Below are 16,273 nucleotides of genomic sequence, written 5' to 3'. Positions count from 1 at the left end.
GCTACGTCGGCATCTGTGGATGTCCGCGTTGCGCCATCAGCCCGCTGAAAAACAGCGGGTTTTTGCTTTCTGTTGCGCGTGCTCACGAACATCCATTCGAGCCGGGAACAACTGCGCGTTACGCGAGCCGGGTGGATGGCGCGGCAGGTGGCAGGCACGCCGCAGCGCAGGTGCGAAGCAACAGCCGATCAACCGAAGCGCGCTTGGATCGCCGTGCGCTGTCGGAAGCTGCGCTACGGGCTTCGCGGTAACAGCAAGGACTGCGCACGCGCGGAAAGCGGGCAACCCTGTCGCTGCAACAAGGCGATGGCCTCTCTGGTGCGCCGGACCAGTCCGGTGTTCGCGATGAAGGTGGTCTTCGCCCCCAGGAACTCCAGCACGACGTTCTCGGTTCCCCACGCTTTGCGATAGTCGACCCTGGCGATCTCACGGTACGGGCGGGTGCGCGTGCGCAGGACGCGGTACTCCACGTGGTCCGCGTGCAGGATCAGCGTGGGGTTGAGGCTGTTGTGCGCCCACGCGAACCAGGGAAGGAACGTGAGCCCGGCGAACGCGGCCTCCAGGGTCACGACCAAGGGCTTTTCCAAGGCGATCTCCAGAAACGGCGGAGCAGCTTAGCCAGCCAGCGCCGTGGGCGTCCAACCGCACGCCTTTGGCAGCCGCAATGTACATGCCGCCTGCTGCGACGCGGCGAGTCGTGTCATGCCGGTCCCGCTAGACTGGGCCACTTTTTTGGTTGGAGCGTATGCGCATGAAGTCGTCTTTTCTGCCGGTGTCCCTGATCGGCGTTCCTACCGACATCGGTGCTGGCCATCGCGGTGCGCGCATGGGGCCGGAGGCGCTGCGCATCGCCGGCTTGCACGAGGCGCTGGCCAATCGTGGCGTGGAGGTGCGCGACGTCGGCAACATCGATGGCCCGCGTAATCCCTGGCAGGCGCCGGTCGACGGCTACCGCCACCTCGACGAGGTGGTGGCCTGGAACCGCGCGCTGATGGAGACCAGCTATGCCGAACTGCGTGCCGGGCGCATGCCGATCGTGCTCGGCGGCGACCACTGCCTGGGCATCGGCTCGATCACCGCGGTGGCGCGGCACTGCCGCGAGCAGGGCCGCAAGCTGCGCGTGCTGTGGCTGGATGCGCACTCGGACTTCAACACCAGCGAGGTCACGCCGTCGGGCAACGTGCACGGCATGCCGGTGGCCTGCCTGTGCGGGCTGGGGCCGCAGGCGCTGACCGAACTCGGCGGCAGCGCGCCGGCGCTGCGGCCGGAGCAGGTGCGGCAGATCGGCATCCGCTCGGTCGACCCGGACGAGAAGCGGCTGATCAAGCAGCACCGCGTCGACGTGTACGACATGCGCTACATCGACGAGATGGGCATGAAGCGGACCATGGAGGCGGCGTTGGAGGGGCTCGATGCCGATACCCACCTGCATGTCAGCTTCGACGTGGACTTCCTCGACCCCAGCATCGCCCCGGGCGTGGGCACCACCGTTCCCGGCGGTCCCAACTACCGCGAGGCGCAGTTGGTGATGGAGATGATCGCCGATAGCGGGCGTATGGCCTCGCTGGACATCGTGGAGCTGAATCCGGTGCTGGACCACCGCAACCTGACCGCGGAACTGGCGGTGGACCTGGTGGAAAGCCTGTTCGGCAAGTCGACGCTGATGCGGGACTGAGAGGCCCGGCCTGGCTGGGTGGCGCCGCCGCTGCCTGAATGGGTCGCCGGTTCATTCACGTGAAATCCACAGTCGTGACGGCAGATTCACCGCCAGACGGTAGCGCGGCGACGCCTATCGCCGCCCACCCGACCACCTGCGATTGCCGAGGACGACCACGATGAAGCGACTGACCACCCTGTTGATGCTGACCCTGTTTTGCGCTGGCGTTCTGACCGGCTGCAACACCGTTGCCGGCGCCGGCAAGGACATGCAGAAGGCGGGCGAGAAGGTGGAAAACAAGGCGGACGATTGCAGCGCGGGCAAGTGCTGAGCGCCCCGGTCGATCGCGGCGGCGACACGCCCCGCGGACGACCGATCCACGAGTTTCGTGCGGCCGTAGTGGCCGCGTTCCATGACCATGAAGGAGTGAACCTATGAAGCGTACGTTTGCGTGGATGCTGCTGGCGATGTTCTCGGTGGGCCTGCTGGCCGGTTGCAACACCGTTGCCGGTGCCGGCAAGGACGTGCAGAAGGCGGGCGAGAAGGTCGAAGACGCCGCCAAGAACTGAGCCTCGGCTCGGTCACCAAAACGGGTCGGCTTGCCGACCCGTTTTTTTTGCGCGATCGTCGGCGATGCATAACGGTTCGCGATGCTCATGCATCGCTGACGCTATGTTGATCGGTTCGCGACGCAGGCCGCGCGATGCTGCGCGAGCGGCGTGCAGCGCCGCTTACACATCACGAGAGATTCCATGAACAAAGACATCATTGCCGGCAAGTGGACCCAGCTCAAGGGCAAGATCAAGGCGCAGTGGGGCGACCTGACCGACGACGACTTCGACGTCGCCGAGGGCAACACCCAGTACCTGGCCGGCAAGCTGCAGGAGCGCTACGGCTGGGCACGCGATCGCGCCGAGAAGGAAGTGCACGCGTTCCGCGACAGCCTGGGCAAGGAATACCACGACTGAGACGCACACCGTCCCATCGTCACGACACGGGCCGCATTGCGGCCCGTGCTTTTTTTTGCGCCGGGGGGCTCAGCGCTCCGGCGGATCGGGCACGTAGTCGCCGGGAAACGCGCTTGGCGCAACCGCCACGCGCCGCGGAAGCAGGTCACGCGGCAGCACACCGCGTGCGATCAGCCGTGCGCGGCTGTCGTAGCGCAACTCGGTCCGTTGCATCGGCACGTCGCTGGCGCGCTCGAATTCGGTGACCCGCGATGGCGACCACTCGCGCGCGCCGTGGCCGGTGCCCAGGCGCTGCTGCACGCGGGCAGCGGAGGTGCCTTCGCGCGCATACGCCCGCGCGTCCGCGGACGGCGCCGCCGCGAGGGGCGCAGCCGCACTGCGTTGCGGCATGTCGGCGGCCAGCGCCGGTGCAGGCATCGCGTCCGGCGCCGGGACGACGGGCGTTGCCGCGCGCGCTGTTGCGTTGGCAGCTCTCTCGGCGTCGACGCCTGCGTCCCCCAGGACGGTATCGGGCCACGCCCGCGCTTCGTCGAACACCGCCATGCCGATCACGCCCACGTTGCGCGGACGGCCGGTGCGTGCCGCATAACTGTCTTCAAGATCGGTGAACACGAACTGCGCCACGTCCTCGGAAGATTTGCGCCAACCGGCGATCTCGGTGCGTTGCCACGGCGCCAGCACATAGCCGCGTTGGTCGCTGGCCGCGGTCTGGCCGCTGACCGCGTTGACGCCGTCCACCGACAGCACCACCAGCACCCGCGCACCGGTCAGGTTGGTCAGGCGCAGTGCATAGCGGTGGCCGGGGGTGGCGGCGATCCAACGCTCGCCGCGCCAGGCATGCGCCGGCAGCGGCGCCTCGCCGGCATCGCGATCGATCACCTGCAACTGCACCGCCGGCGCCGACGTCGGCGGCGACGGCCATGGACGGAAGCCGCACAGCCCGCCGATGCACACCAGGGCGAAGGCCAGGACGGCGAGGGAACGGGAACGGCGGGACAGGAGCGGAGGAAGAGGATGCATCATGGCGACTCCAGAACGGGGACGCCGGATTGAACGCGCCATGCGCCGGAACGGGGTTGTCGCGCAGCGGGTAAACTCGTCGGGTTTCCCCCCGGACCGTCCATTTCGCATGACCACCCGCGTTCTCACCGGCATCACCACCTCCGGCACGCCGCACCTGGGCAACTATGTCGGCGCCATTCGTCCCGCGCTGCAGGCCAGCCGCCGTCCCGGCATCGAGAGTTTCTTCTTCCTGGCCGACCTGCACAGCCTGATAAAGGCGCAGGATCCTGCGCGCACTCAGCGCTCGACCCTGGAGATCGCGGCGACCTGGCTGGCGGCGGGCCTGGATCCGGCGCAGGTGTGGTTCTACCGCCAGTCGGACGTGCCGGAGACCAACGAGCTGACCTGGTTCCTGACCTGCGTCGCCGGCAAGGGCATCCTCAACCGCGCGCATGCCTACAAGGCGGCGGTGGACAAGAACCGTGCCGACGGCGAGGACGACGATGCCGGGGTCACCGCCGGCCTGTTCATGTATCCGGTGCTGATGGCCGCCGACATCCTGCTGTTCAAGGCGCAGCAGGTCCCGGTGGGCCGCGACCAGATCCAGCACATCGAGATGGCGCGCGATTTCGCGCAGCGCTTCAACCACGTCTATGGCCGTGAGCACTTCGTGCTGCCCGACGCGCTGATCGACGAGCAGGTGGCGACGCTGCCCGGGCTGGATGGGCGCAAGATGAGCAAGAGCTACGACAACACCATTCCGCTGTTCGCCCCGCGCGAGGAGCTGAAGAAGCGGGTGTTCGCCATCGTCACCGATTCGCGCGCGCCGGGCGAGCCGAAGGACACCGAAGGCTCGGCGCTGTTCCAGCTGTACCAGGCCTTCGCCAGCGCCGAGGAGACGGCCGCGTTCGCGCAGGCGTTCGCCGCAGGTATCGGCTGGGGCGAGGCCAAGCAGCAGCTGTTCGAACGCATCGATGCCGAGATCGCGCCGATGCGGGTGCGCTACGAGGCGCTGATGGCGCGCCCGCAGGACATCGAGGCGATCCTGCGCGACAACGCGCAGCGCCTGCGCGAGCGCTATGCGATCCCGTTCCTGGCCGAGCTGCGGCACGCGGTGGGCCTGCGCGACCTGTCGGCGCAGGCCGGCGGCGCCGCCGAAGCGTCGACGGCCAAGCAGGCGCTGCCGAGCTTCAAGCAGTACCGCGAGGCCGACGGTCAGTTCTACTTCAAGCTGCTCGATGGCGAGGGCGTGCTGCTGTTGCAGAGCGGCGGCTTCGCCTCGCCGCGCGACGCCGGGCAGACCATCGCCGCGCTCAAGCAGGCCGTGCAGGCCGACGCGCTGCAGGCCGCGCCGGTGACCCTGGAGGCACCGGCCGAGACGGTGCTGGCGGTGCTGGCGCGGCTGCGTGAGGCGGGCTGAGCGCTCGCACGGCGGTCCGTCGTAGGAACGGCTTCAGCCGCGACGCCTCAACGGCAAAGCGTCGCGGCTGAAGCCGCTCCTACAAGATCCTACAAGGCATACGACGCGTCCTGGTGCGACACCCCGAGCGCGTGTGGTTGCCGGTCGCATGCAGTCGGGACTGAAGTCCCTCCCACGGTGAACCCTCGCGGTCGTCGGGTCGGTTCCGTCCTTCGTCCTCATCCGGCCGCTGCCGCGCAGCACTGGCAGCGCCCTCCATACCGCCTAGAATGGTGGCTCGCCCAGCCACGCTCTGCGCCATGCCACGCGATCCCAGCATCCATCTCGTCGATACCGGCTTCCAGCGCGCGCAGTTCGATGCCGCCTACCTGATCGTGGAGAACGGGCGCGGCGCCTTCGTCGACTGCGGCACCAGCCATGCCGTGCCGCTGTTGCTGGATGCGCTGGCGCGCGCCGGCCTGGCGCCGGGCGAGGTGGACTGGCTGATCCTCACCCACGTGCACCTGGATCACGCCGGCGGCGCCGGTGCGCTGCTGCAGCACTTGCCGAACGCGCGCCTGCTGGTGCATCCGCGCGGCGCGGCGCACATGATCGATCCGGCGCGGCTGATCGCCGGCGCCACCGCGGTGTACGGCGAGGCGGAGATGGCACGCAGCTACGGCAGCATCGTGCCGGTGCCGGCAGAACGCGTGGTCGTGGCCGAGAACGGCCATCGCGTGTCGCTGGCCGGGCGCGAGTTGCTGTGCATCGACACCCCTGGCCATGCTCGCCATCACCTGTGCGTGTGGGACGCACGCAGCCGCAGTTGGTTCAGCGGCGACACCTTCGGCCTGTCCTACCGCGAACTGGACAGCGCGCGCGGCGCGTTCGCGATCCCGACCTCGTCGCCGGTGCAGTTCGAGCCGGACGCGATGCAGGCCTCGATCCAGCGCATGCTCGGGTACGCGCCGCAGACGCTGTATCTCACCCACTACGGTCCGGTGGAGGGCGCCGACACGCTGGCGGCGGAACTGCTGGAACAACTCGAGGCGATGGTGGCGATCGCGCGCGGCTGCGATGGGCGCTCCGATCGCCATCGCTGCCTGGTCGCGGCGCTGACCGCGCTGTATCTGGAGCGGGCGCGGCTGCATGGCTGTCCGCTGGACGATGCCGGCGTGGAGCGCGTGCTGCACATGGACATCGAGCTCAACGCGCAGGGCCTGGCCTGCTGGCTGGATCGTCCCGCGCGCTGAACGGCGCTTCGGTCGCACGCACGCGAATGCGTCGCCGTGCTGTCTCGGCACGACGCCATTCTCTACACTGTGCGGCCCGCTTGTTGCCAGGTCGTGACCGTGAACCCGATGCGCATGTTGCTGCTGTCCGCTTCCCTGTTCATGGGAGGTGCGGCACAGGCGGCCAACGATGCGCTGGCCGGCGACGCGGGCGGCGATGCCGATGCGCTGGAGCGGCATGCGTTGCCTGCGCCCTGCGATTCCTCCGAGGCCTGTGGTCCGGCGATGCCGGGCTGAGCGATCGGCGGGGAGGGGCTTTTTTTACGCAGGCCAGGCGCATGTGAGCGCCGCGATGTCATCCTGCACGCGCTTGGCGAAGCCGAAGAACAACGCGCAATCCGCCGAGGCGGCCACGCAGCACTGCTCAGGCAGTGGTATCGATCAACCCGCCGATGATACCCTGGTTGAGCAGATCGCCGGTCACCGTCCCGCTCAGGCTGGGATTGGACTGCAGCAGGGACGACAGCTGCGGGGTCAGGCCCTGGCTGCTGAAGACGCCGGAGGCGTTGTACAGGCCCGGGGTCGACGGCGGCGTAGTAATCGTACCGAGCAGTCCCTGGTCGTAGGTCTGGGTGGCCTGGTCTAGGGTGGGATACGGCGCGGTGCCGGTCGAGGTCGACGTGCCTGTGGACGAGGTCGATGCGCCGGTGGTCGAGGTAGAGCTGCCGGCAGACGAGGTCGAGGCCGCATCGGTCGGGCCGGCGCTGACGATGCTGTTGAACAGCCCGGCCGCGTTGTAGGTCAGGCCCGTGTCGGCCGGGGTGCTTCCCGCGAGGCCGCCGAGGCTGAAGATCACCGAGGCGTCGCCGGACAATTCCACCGCCTGCTGCACCGCCGCCGGGTCGTTGCTGGCCACGATCGGGTTGCCGGCCTGGGTCGAATCGCTGGAGGCGCCCGTTGCCGGAAAGCCATAGGGCGACGCCCCGTAAGGCGAGACGGTGCCCAGTGGCGACAGTGCGGTATCGATGGCCATGGTGGTGCCCAGCGAGCAGTAGGGATTGGCGCACTGATACGCCCATGCGGCTGAACGGACTCTTAGGTCTTTCTGGGCGCCGCGACGCGCCGGAACAGGCGGCGGCCGCGCTGCCATGGACGTCCCGGCGCAGGGGAGGCGAGCGCACCCGAACTGCATTACGCCGCACGCGATGGACGCGACGTCGATTCCATTTCCCCGCCCGAGCATGGCGAGGCGATGGGGCGACCTGCCGATACGCGCGCGCCTGTCGCCAAGGCGGGACGAAGCACAGGCACCCGTCCCGCATCGGAATTGCGCAAAACAGCGTGCCGCCATTGGCGCTGGTGCGCGGCTGTCGCCGCCGGTGGCCGCTGGCCTAGAATTGCGCCATACCCGTTCCGCGTGCACGCATGTCTTCCCCTTCTTCCACGGCCGCCGCCGCACCTGCGCGCGGTGGCTTCGTCGTTCTCGCCCTGTTCCTGGTCTACGTCGTCTGGGGCTCGACCTATCTGGCGATCCGCTTCGCCCTGGAAGGCGGCGCGCCGCCGCTGAGTGTGGTGTCCGGAACCCGCTTCGTGATCGCCGGCAGCGTGCTGTACGCGGTGCTGCGCTGGCGCGGGGTGGCCGCGCCCACGCGCGCGCAGTGGCGGCCGCTGGCCATGCTCGGTGCGCTCATGCTGGTCTGCGGCAATGGCCTGGTGGTGCTGGCCGAGCGCCAGGTGTCCTCGGGGCTGGCAGCGGTGGCGGTGGCTTCGGTGCCACTGTGGATGGCGCTGTTCGGCACGCTGCGCGGCCACCATGCCAGCCGCGGCGAATGGCTGGGGATCGTGGTCGGCTTCGCCGGGGTGGTGTGGCTCAATGCCGGCAGCAGCCTCAATGCCAGCCCGCTGGGCCTGGTGCTGCTGTTGATCGCGCCGGTGGGCTGGGCGTTCGGCTCGGTGTGGTCGCGTGGGCTGGAGTTGCCGATGCCGTTCATGGCGGCCGCCGGGCAGATGCTGTGCGGCGGCGTCATGCTGGTGGCGATCGGCCTGCTCAGCGGCGAACGCCTGCACACCTTGCCGAGCGCGCAGGGGATGCTGGCGGTGGCCTACCTGTGCGTGTTCGGCTCGATCGTCGCGTTCACCGCCTACGTGTGGCTGCTGCAGAACGTGCGCCCGGCGCTGGCCGGCAGCTATGCCTACGTCAATCCGGTGATCGCGGTGGCGCTGGGCAGCTGGCTCGGCCAGGAGCGCTTCAGCGCCAGCGACTTCGGCGCAATGGCGGTGATCCTGGCCGGCGTGGTGGTGATCACCGTGGCGAGGACCCGTCGATGACCGCGGTCGCCGAGCAGGAGGCCCGGCGCGGCCTGTGGATCACCGCGGCGACCTTCGCACTGTGGGGCGTGGTGCCGGTGTACTGGCACCTGCTGCAGGCGGTGCCGTCGCCGCACATCATCGCCCACCGCATCGTCTGGAGCACGCTGCTGGTGGTGGCGTGGCTGGTGTACAGCGCGCGCCTGCAGTGGTGGCGGCGCATCGCCGCGCAGCCGCGCGCGCTGGCCACGCTGGTGCTGAGCAGCCTGGCGATCGCCTTCAACTGGGGCCTCTATATCTGGGCGGTCAATGCCGGCCATGTGATCGAGACCAGCCTGGGTTATTTCATCAATCCGCTGGTCAACGTGCTGCTCGGGGTGCTGGTGCTGCATGAGCGGCTGCGCCCGCTGCAGTGGCTGGCGGTGGCCTGCGCCGCGCTGGGCGTGGCCTGGCTCACCGTCGACGCCGGCACGCTGCCGTGGATCGCGCTGGGCCTGGCCGGCTCGTTCGGGCTGTACGGCCTGCTGCGCAAGCTGGTGCAGGTGGATGCGGTGGCCGGGCTGGGCGTGGAGAGCCTGTACCTGTTCCTGCCGGCGCTGGGCTTCGTGCTGTGGGGCGAGGCCGGTCACGGCGGCGGCTTCGCCGGCGAGTGGGGCTGGCGCAACGACCTGCTGCTGGTGTTCGGCGGCGTGGTCACCGCGGTGCCGCTGATCGGCTTCGCCTACGGCGTGCGGCGCATCCCGCTGTCGCTGGTCGGGCTGCTGCAGTACATCGCGCCGAGCCTGCAGTTGCTGCTGGGCGTGTGGTTCTTCCGCGAGCCGTTCGACACCGGCAAGGCCATCGGCTTCGCCGCGATCTGGATCGGGTTGCTGCTGTTCGCCGGCGAGAGTCTATGGCGGTCAGGTGTGTGGCGGCGAGCGGGGATTAGGGTTAGGGATTAGGGATTCGGGATTGGCAAGAGCCGGCGCCCGCCTAGGTCGCCAGCGCAGCCGCTCCTACGAATCCCCAATCCCGACTCCCCACTCCCGGCTCAGCCGCGGCTACCGCTCGCGGCCGGCCCACCGGTCAGCTGCAGCTCGGGGTCCGCACGCGGCGGCAGCGGCTGCGGGCAGCGGCCGTCGTGACGCTGTGCCGGCAGCTCGGCGAACCAGTCCTCCACGGTCGGTGCCAGCAGGTCCAGCCGCATCGGCAGGCTCAGGTGGTTCTCGCCGGGCATCTCCAGGTAGTGCGCGCGCGGTGCGTCCAGCGCCAGCAGGCGGCCATGCGCCACCGGGATGTGCTGGTCGGCGCTGCCGTGCAGCAGCAGCACGCAGGCCGGTGCGGCGCGCGCGGCGGCGGTGACGTCGACCTGGTCCAGGTTCAGTGCCAGGCGCTGGTTGGCGTTGGCGATCACCGCGTCCAGGTTCTGCCCGCCGTAGCGCCAGCGCGCCAGGTCCATCGCCGCGCTGGCCATCCAGCCGCGCGGGCGGCTGGCGAGCATGTGCGGGATCATGTCGCGGATGCCGCGGCCGGCGTTGGCGAAGGATTCCATCGCGACTACGCCATCGACCTGGTCGCCGAGCTTCTGCGCGGCGAACAGCGCGGTGGCCGCGCCATAGGACACGCCGAACAGGTACAGCGGGCCCTGCACCTCGCCGCTGGCACGCAGCGCGCGGATCACCGCGACCACGTCGTCCGACTCGCGGGTGCCGTAGCCGGCCGGGCCGCCGCCGGAGCGGCCGTGGTTGCGCAGGTCGATGCTGATGCTGCGGTAGCCGGCCTGGGCCAGGTCCAGCGACCATGGCAGCAGCGAGTCGCCGTCCATCATCCAGCCGTGCAGCAGCACCACGGTGCCGCGCGGGGCGACCTGCGTGGCCGGCGCCGGGGTCGCCACGTCCATGGCGAAGTCGGCGTGCTCGTGGCCGCTGGCGTCGCGGCCGGCGTGCTCGTAGCGGTAGCGCATGTGGTAGTCGCCCGGGTCGATGGCGCGCCAGAAGATCGGGATGCCGCCCGGCACCACCACGTGGCCGCTGCGGTTGGGCAGGGTCGCCAGCAGGCTCTGGATGCGTTCCTCGTCCATCAGCGGCGACACGCCGCCCGGCGCGACCAGGCGGTCGCTGATCGAGGTGGAAGAGCAGGCGCTCAGCCACAGGCTGGCGCAGAGGACGAGCAACAGGCGCAGGCGCGAGGACATGGGGGTGGCGGCGTGGAACCAAATGGCCGCGCAGGCTAGCGCCTCGGCGGCGGCCGTTCTACCGCGTTTCGATGACGAAACGATGACGCGTCATCCGCCATTGGGCCGGGCCGGGACAGGGGTCCCGACCCAGCGCGTTCAGCCGTGGCGCTACAGCGCGCGCAGGGCGGTGGTGATCGGCAGCCGCGCCGCGCGCAGCGCCGGGAACAGGCCGCCGACCAGGCCGATGCCCAGCGCCCACTTCAGCCCGGTCCACAGCAGCGGCGGGGACACCTTGAACTGGAACACCACCTGGCTGAAGTTGCTGCCCAGCGTGGACACGCTGTAGCCGTTGAAGATCGCCCAGGCGATCAGCCCGCCCAGCACCCCGCCGAGCAGTGCCAGCAGCATGGTCTCCAGCATCACCGCCACCACCACCGGCAGCCCGCGGAAGCCCAGCGCGCGCATGGTGGCGATCTCGCGGGCGCGGGTGGCGACTGCGGCGTACATGGTGTTGAGCGCGCCGAACACCGCGCCGATCGCCATGATGGTGCCGATGAAGGTGCCCAGGACCTCCAGCACCTTGCTGAGGTTGCCGCCCTGCTTGCGGTAGTACTCGCGGGTGGTGAACACGTCCAGCTTCAGCCGCGGGTCGGCGTCCATCGCCGCCTTGAACTGGCGGAAGCCGTCCTGGCCCTGGGTGCGCACGCTGATCGACTGGTAGGCGCTGCGGTTGTAGGTGGTGGCCAGGGTCTGGGTGTCGGTCCACAGTTCCGAGTCGTGCGCGTCGCCGCTGGCGAACACGCCGACCACGGTCCAGGCCTGGTTGCCCAGGGTCAGGGTCTGGCCGAGCTGCAGGCCGCGGAACTGCGACTGCGCGCCCTTGCCGACCACGATCTCGCGCAGGCCGGGGGTGAAGCGACGGCCCTGCACGATCCTGACCTTGTCGTGCACCGCCCAGCCCTGCTCGCCGACGCCGCGGAACTGCGCGTTGACGTCGGTGCCGTCGGACTTGGACTGCAGGTTCACCACCTGCGACAGCTCCGGCGAGACCAGCGGGCGGTTGTCGGCCCCGCGCGCCACCCCGGCCAGGCCGGCGATCAGCGGCACCTGGTCGCGGAGGATGACCGAGTTGGTCTCGGCCTGGGAGCCGCCGCGCAGCACGATGGCGGTGGTGTCGTCGCCGGTGCTGTCCAGGGTCGCCTGGAAACCCTGGCCCATCGCCAGCATCGCCACCAGCACGCCGACCACGCCGGCAATGCCGACCACGATCACCGAACTGGCGCCCCAGCGCTGCGGCAGGCTGGCGATGCCGATGCGCGCGGCGGCCAGCGACAGCCGGCCGCTGCGGGTGGCCAGCAGCAACACGGCCAGCACCGCCACCAGCGCCAGCACCAGGAACCAGGGCAGGGCGATCCAGATTCCCAGGCCGATCGCCAGCGCCGCGATCGCCAGGACATTCCATAACCATTGCATCTTCATTGCGTTGTTCCTCGGGTCTGCTTTGCCGTCCGTGGCATCGATGTGCTGGAGAGAAGGTGCGGGCTCAGCGCCCGGCCAGGGCGTCGACGATCTTCAGCCGTTGCGCGCGCAGCGCTGGCAGCAGGCCGACCACCACGCCGATGACCAGCATCAGCGCCGCGCCGATCAGCCAGGTCTGCGCCGGCACCGCGTGCACCGGCAGCGCGCCGCGGCTGGCGCTGGCCAGCACCGGGATCGCCGCCGCCGCCAGCGCCATGCCGAGCAGGCCGCCGAGCACGATCAGCAGCACCGACTCCACGATCACCAGGGTCAGCACGGTGCGGTCCTGGAAGCCCAGGGTCTTGAGCGTGGCCAGTTCCGGGATGCGTTCGCGCACTGCCTGCGCCATGGTGTTGCCGGTCAGCAGCACCAGGGTGAAGAACACCGCGCCCATGATCGAGGTGACGATCAGGCCGATGTCGGCGAACTGCTTCACGAAGGCCTGCTGGAACGCCGACTCGGTCTGCGACTTGGTCTCGTGATCGGAATTGGCCGACAGCGCATCGATCGCCTGCGCCACCCGCGAGGCGTGCTCGGGGTTGTCCAGCCGCACCGTGTACCAGCTGACCTTGCCCTTGATGTAGTCGTTGCTCTCGTCGAAGTACTTCCAGTTCATCATCAACTGGTTTTCCGCCTGCACGTTGGCGCGGTCCTTGGCGCGGAAGATCGCCTTCAGCTCCAGCGGCCAGTCGTTGCTGCCGCCGCGGGGGAAGATGGTGGCCTGCAGCGGGATCACGTCGCCGACCTTCCAGCCGTACTTCTTCGCCAGCGCCTCGCCCACCGCCGCCCCGGTGCGGGTGTCGCGGAAGGCCTTGAGCTGCTCCGGCGGCATCTCGTACTCGCTGTAGACGTCGAAGAAGTTCGGCGCGACCGAGAAGTTGGGGAAGAAGTCCTTTGGGTCCTTGTAGATGCCGCCGAACCACATCGCATAGGTCACGTCGCGCACGCCGGGCACGCTACGGATCTGCGACTCCAGGCGCACCGGCAGGGATTGGGTGATCGACAGGCGCGAGGCCACGACCAGACGGTTGACCCCTTCCACCGAGCCGCCGGCGGTGAACGCGACGCGGACCGAGTCGAGCAGGCCGAACAGCAGGAACGCGACGATCACCGAGAACAGGGTCAGCAATGTCCGCGTCTTGCTGCGGAACAGTTGTGCCCAGATCAACGAGAAATACTTCATGGCATCGCCTCGCTCAGTGCGCGGCCGGCGCGTCGGCCAGCTCGCCCTTGTCCAGGTGCACGGTATGGGTGGCGTACTCGGCGGCCTTGGGGTCGTGGGTGACCATGACGATGGTCTTGCCGTGGCTGCGGTTGAGTTCCTGCAGCAGGCCCAGCACGTCCTCGGCCGAGCGCCGGTCCAGGTCGCCGGTGGGTTCGTCGCAGATCAGGAAGGTGGGGTCGGAGACGATGGCGCGGGCGATGGCCACGCGCTGCTGCTGGCCGCCGGACAGTTCGCTGGGCTTGTGGTTGCGGCGGTCTTCCAGGCCGACCAGGGTCAGCGCGATCTCGGCATTGCGTTTGCGCTGGGCGGCGCTGAGCGAGGTCAGCAGCAGCGGCAGTTCGACGTTCTTCTGCGCAGTGAGCATCGGCATCAGGTTGTAGAACTGGAACACGAAGCCGACGTGGTGGCTGCGCCAGGTGGCGAGCTGGCCGCCGCTCATGCGGTCGATGCGCTGGCCTTCGATCTCGATCTCGCCGCCGCTGGGCGAGTCCAGCCCGCCGATCAGATTGAGCAGGGTGGTCTTGCCGGAGCCGGACGGTCCCATCAGGGCGACGAAGTCGCCGCGGGCGATGTCCAGGTCGATGCCGTGCAGGACCTGGACTTTCTCGGGGCCGCGCTGGTAGGTCTTGGTGACGTTGCGCAGGGTGACGAGGGTGGACATGGTGGTGTTCCTGGCGGTGGACGAGGTGGAGGCGATGCGGTCGCCGATGAGCGATGGGATTACCGTTGCGGTTGCGGTTGCAAATGCAGTTGTTGCTGTTGCTTTTGCTGTTGTTTCTGCCGTTGCTGTTGTTCTTGCTTTTGACTTGCCGGGTTCCCTTCCGAAGCGGCGGCCAGCGCGGGGAAAAACCCGAAGGGCGGCGTACATGGATGTACGCCGTCCGCGGCAGGGGCAGGATGCCCCTTCCGCGGATCCCCGTGCTGGACGCGGACCCGGAGCGCGTTAGCGCGGAGGGCGCGTAGGCAGGGTGTGCTTTCTTTTGGTTACTTTTCTTTGCACAAGCAAAGAAAAGTAACTCGCCGTCAGGCGAAAGCATTTGCTTCTGCTTCAACGCTTTTCTGTAGGAGCGGCTTCAGCCGCGAGCGGGCTTTACCGTGGAGGTTGCGGTCGCGGCTGAAGCCGCTCCTACAGTTCTTCTTGTCAGACACTCAGGATTGAAGCAACAGCAAAGGCTTTCGCCCTTTCGGGCGAGTTACTTTTCTTTGCTCGCGCAAAGAAAAGTAACCAAAAGAAAGCGCGCCCTGCCTTGCGCCCTCCGCGCTGCGCGCTCCGGGTCCGCGGATGCACCGGGGATTCGCGGAAGGGGCATCCTGCCCCTGCCGCGAACGGCGTACATCCATGTACGCCGCCCTTCGGGTTTTTCCCCAGTCCATCCGCCGCTGCGGAAGGGAACCCGGTAAATCAAAAGCAAGAGCAACAGCCAAAGCCACAGCAACAGCTAAAGCAACAGCTAAAGCCAGAGTCGTGCGGCTGCGGTCTGCCGCACCGGGGACATCGAATACGTCAGGCGAAGACGGCGGCGCGCTACTGCGCAGCCGCCTCCGCCGTCTTCACCTGCATGCCGGCATGCAAAACCTCCGGCGGATCCAGTACCACCGTGTCGCCTGCGGCCAGGCCGGACAGCACCTGGCGATCGTCGCCCAGGGCGATGCCGGTCTTCAGCGCGCGCTGCTCGACCGTGTTGTCCTCCTTGACCGCGAACGCCACGTCCTGGCCCTCGCGCTTGACGATCGCCGCGCCCGGTACCCGCACGCCCTGCGGTTTGTCCTGCGCCTGCGGCTGCGGCGCCTCCAGGAAGCTGACCCGCACGCCCATCTCCGGCACGATCCGCGCGTCCTTCTGCTTCAGTGCCACGCGCACCTTCACCGTGGCCTTGCCGCGGTCCGCGGAGGGAATGATTGCGATCACCTCGGCCGGGATCTTCCAGTCCGGGTAGGCGTTGAGCACCGCTTCCACCGGCATGCCCGGCTTGACCCGGCCGATGTAGGACTCGCCCACCTCGACCTCGATCTCCAGCGACTCCATGTCGACGATGGTGCCGATGCCGGTGCGGGTGAAGCCGCCGCCGGCCGACAGCGGCGAGACGATCTCGCCCGGCTGCGCCGCCTTGGCGGTGACCACACCGGAGAACGGTGCGCGCACGATGGTGTTGTCGACGTTGAGATCGGAGATCGACAGCTGGTTGCCGGCCACCGCGACGTTGCGCTGCGCGTTCTGCAACTGCGCGCGCAGGGCGTCGCGCTGCGCCACCGCCTGCTCGTATTGTGAGCGCGAGACCAGCTGCTGGCCGGCCAGGGTCTGCAGCCGTTGCGCGTCGGCCTCGGCCTGGCGCACCTGCGCCTGCATGTTGGCCACCAGGCTGCGCGCCGCATCCAGTTGCGAGGCCGACAGTACGCGTTGCGCGTTGGCGTCGATCGGGTCCAGCGTCGCCATCACCTGGCCTTCCTCCACGCGCATGCCTTCCTCGATGCGCACCTCGCGGACTTTGCCGGTGATCTTGGCCGAGACCGTGGCCATGCGCCGCGCCACCACGTAGCCGCTGGCGTCCAGCACCGAGGCGCTGCTGCTGCCGGGCGCGATCGCCACCACCGCGGCGGTGCGCACTTCCAGCGGCTTGCTGCGGCCGAACAGCAGCCAGGCGCCGGCGCCGAGGGCGAGCAGCACCACCAGCAGGACCACGGCGATCCACAGCCCGCGCCGCGACGGCGGTTCGCTCGGCGGCGCCTTGCGGTCGATACGGAGTTCCCTGAGCAGGTCGGAGGAAGTACTCATCGTGTCCTTGATCGAAAACGGTCGGCGCGCTGCAGTG

The 16,273-nt window shown here is 68.9% G+C and carries 17 protein-coding genes; 9 read left to right on the top strand and 8 right to left on the bottom strand.

Annotated elements, in window-relative coordinates; all coding sequences use genetic code 11:
* Window positions 1-233 precede the first annotated feature (233 nt).
* Complete coding sequence (locus QN245_RS20090; protein ID WP_317844030.1) at window positions 234-587, bottom strand: hypothetical protein; 354 nt, start codon at window positions 585-587, stop codon at window positions 234-236.
* A 164-nt stretch (window positions 588-751) separates the two neighbouring features.
* Here QN245_RS20090 and rocF point away from each other — a divergent pair, with 164 nt between their 5' ends.
* From rocF to QN245_RS20070, 4 genes are all read left to right on the top strand, one after another.
* Window positions 752-1,675: an arginase gene (gene rocF / locus QN245_RS20085; protein WP_317844029.1), complete on the top strand. Its 924-nt coding sequence runs from the start codon at window positions 752-754 to the stop codon at window positions 1,673-1,675.
* A gap of 160 nt (window positions 1,676-1,835) precedes the next feature.
* Window positions 1,836-1,988, top strand: coding sequence for an entericidin A/B family lipoprotein (locus QN245_RS20080; RefSeq protein WP_160966333.1), 153 nt, complete (start codon window positions 1,836-1,838; stop codon window positions 1,986-1,988).
* A 103-nt stretch (window positions 1,989-2,091) separates the two neighbouring features.
* On the top strand, window positions 2,092-2,226 hold the full coding sequence (locus QN245_RS20075; RefSeq protein WP_160966335.1) for an entericidin A/B family lipoprotein: 135 nt from the start codon (window positions 2,092-2,094) through the stop codon (window positions 2,224-2,226).
* Between the two features lie 183 nt (window positions 2,227-2,409).
* On the top strand, window positions 2,410-2,625 hold the full coding sequence (locus tag QN245_RS20070) for a CsbD family protein (protein WP_010341025.1): 216 nt from the start codon (window positions 2,410-2,412) through the stop codon (window positions 2,623-2,625).
* Between the two features lie 69 nt (window positions 2,626-2,694).
* Here the strand turns inward: QN245_RS20070 and QN245_RS20065 are convergent, their stop codons facing one another.
* A complete protein-coding gene (locus QN245_RS20065) occupies window positions 2,695-3,645 on the bottom strand; it encodes a hypothetical protein (RefSeq protein ID WP_317844028.1) in 951 nt (316 codons plus the stop codon).
* Window positions 3,646-3,754: 109 nt separating this feature from the next.
* Here QN245_RS20065 and QN245_RS20060 point away from each other — a divergent pair, with 109 nt between their 5' ends.
* From QN245_RS20060 to QN245_RS20050, 3 genes are all read left to right on the top strand, one after another.
* Window positions 3,755-5,047, top strand: a complete 1,293-nt coding sequence (locus QN245_RS20060; RefSeq protein ID WP_317844027.1) for a tryptophan--tRNA ligase — start codon at window positions 3,755-3,757, stop codon at window positions 5,045-5,047.
* A gap of 299 nt (window positions 5,048-5,346) precedes the next feature.
* A complete protein-coding gene (locus QN245_RS20055) occupies window positions 5,347-6,279 on the top strand; it encodes an MBL fold metallo-hydrolase (protein WP_317844026.1) in 933 nt (310 codons plus the stop codon).
* A gap of 108 nt (window positions 6,280-6,387) precedes the next feature.
* The gene (locus QN245_RS20050) at window positions 6,388-6,555 is read left to right on the top strand and encodes a peptidase (protein ID WP_184449825.1); all 168 of its coding nucleotides are present in this window, start codon (window positions 6,388-6,390) and stop codon (window positions 6,553-6,555) included.
* Window positions 6,556-6,682: 127 nt separating this feature from the next.
* Here QN245_RS20050 and QN245_RS20045 read toward each other — a convergent pair whose 3' ends face one another.
* The gene (locus QN245_RS20045) at window positions 6,683-7,291 is read right to left on the bottom strand and encodes a hypothetical protein (RefSeq protein ID WP_184645026.1); all 609 of its coding nucleotides are present in this window, start codon (window positions 7,289-7,291) and stop codon (window positions 6,683-6,685) included.
* A gap of 392 nt (window positions 7,292-7,683) precedes the next feature.
* On the opposite strand from QN245_RS20045, the gene yedA reads away from it, so the two are divergent.
* Together yedA and rarD are read left to right on the top strand one after the other, a co-directional pair.
* Entirely contained in the window at window positions 7,684-8,586 is a 903-nt protein-coding gene (gene yedA / locus QN245_RS20040) for a drug/metabolite exporter YedA (protein WP_317844025.1), read from the top strand.
* Window positions 8,583-9,506: an EamA family transporter RarD gene (gene rarD / locus QN245_RS20035; protein ID WP_317844024.1), complete on the top strand. Its 924-nt coding sequence runs from the start codon at window positions 8,583-8,585 to the stop codon at window positions 9,504-9,506. The genes yedA and rarD overlap by 4 nt, the downstream gene beginning before the upstream one ends.
* An 89-nt stretch (window positions 9,507-9,595) precedes the next feature.
* On the opposite strand, the gene QN245_RS20030 is transcribed toward rarD, so the two are convergent.
* The 5 genes from QN245_RS20030 to QN245_RS20010 all read right to left on the bottom strand — a co-directional run bounded on the left by QN245_RS20030 (window position 9,596) and on the right by QN245_RS20010 (window position 16,236).
* On the bottom strand, window positions 9,596-10,738 hold the full coding sequence (locus tag QN245_RS20030; RefSeq protein ID WP_317844023.1) for an alpha/beta hydrolase: 1,143 nt from the start codon (window positions 10,736-10,738) through the stop codon (window positions 9,596-9,598).
* Between the two features lie 150 nt (window positions 10,739-10,888).
* Window positions 10,889-12,199 (bottom strand): ABC transporter permease, encoded by a 1,311-nt coding sequence (locus QN245_RS20025; protein ID WP_317844022.1) that lies wholly within the window; start codon window positions 12,197-12,199, stop codon window positions 10,889-10,891.
* A gap of 64 nt (window positions 12,200-12,263) precedes the next feature.
* Window positions 12,264-13,421 carry an ABC transporter permease gene (locus QN245_RS20020; protein WP_160966349.1) on the bottom strand — a complete coding sequence of 386 codons (1,158 nt, stop codon included), beginning with the start codon at window positions 13,419-13,421 and terminating at the stop codon, window positions 12,264-12,266.
* A 13-nt stretch (window positions 13,422-13,434) separates the two neighbouring features.
* A complete protein-coding gene (locus QN245_RS20015; RefSeq protein WP_184449684.1) occupies window positions 13,435-14,124 on the bottom strand; it encodes an ABC transporter ATP-binding protein in 690 nt (229 codons plus the stop codon).
* Window positions 14,125-14,988: 864 nt separating this feature from the next.
* Entirely contained in the window at window positions 14,989-16,236 is a 1,248-nt protein-coding gene (locus QN245_RS20010; RefSeq protein WP_317844021.1) for an efflux RND transporter periplasmic adaptor subunit, read from the bottom strand.
* Window positions 16,237-16,273: the final 37 nt, after the last annotated feature.

Source organism: Xanthomonas rydalmerensis (assembly GCF_033170385.1).
GTDB lineage: Bacteria > Pseudomonadota > Gammaproteobacteria > Xanthomonadales > Xanthomonadaceae > Xanthomonas_A > Xanthomonas_A rydalmerensis.
This window is presented reverse-complemented; position numbering and strand designations above follow the sequence as displayed.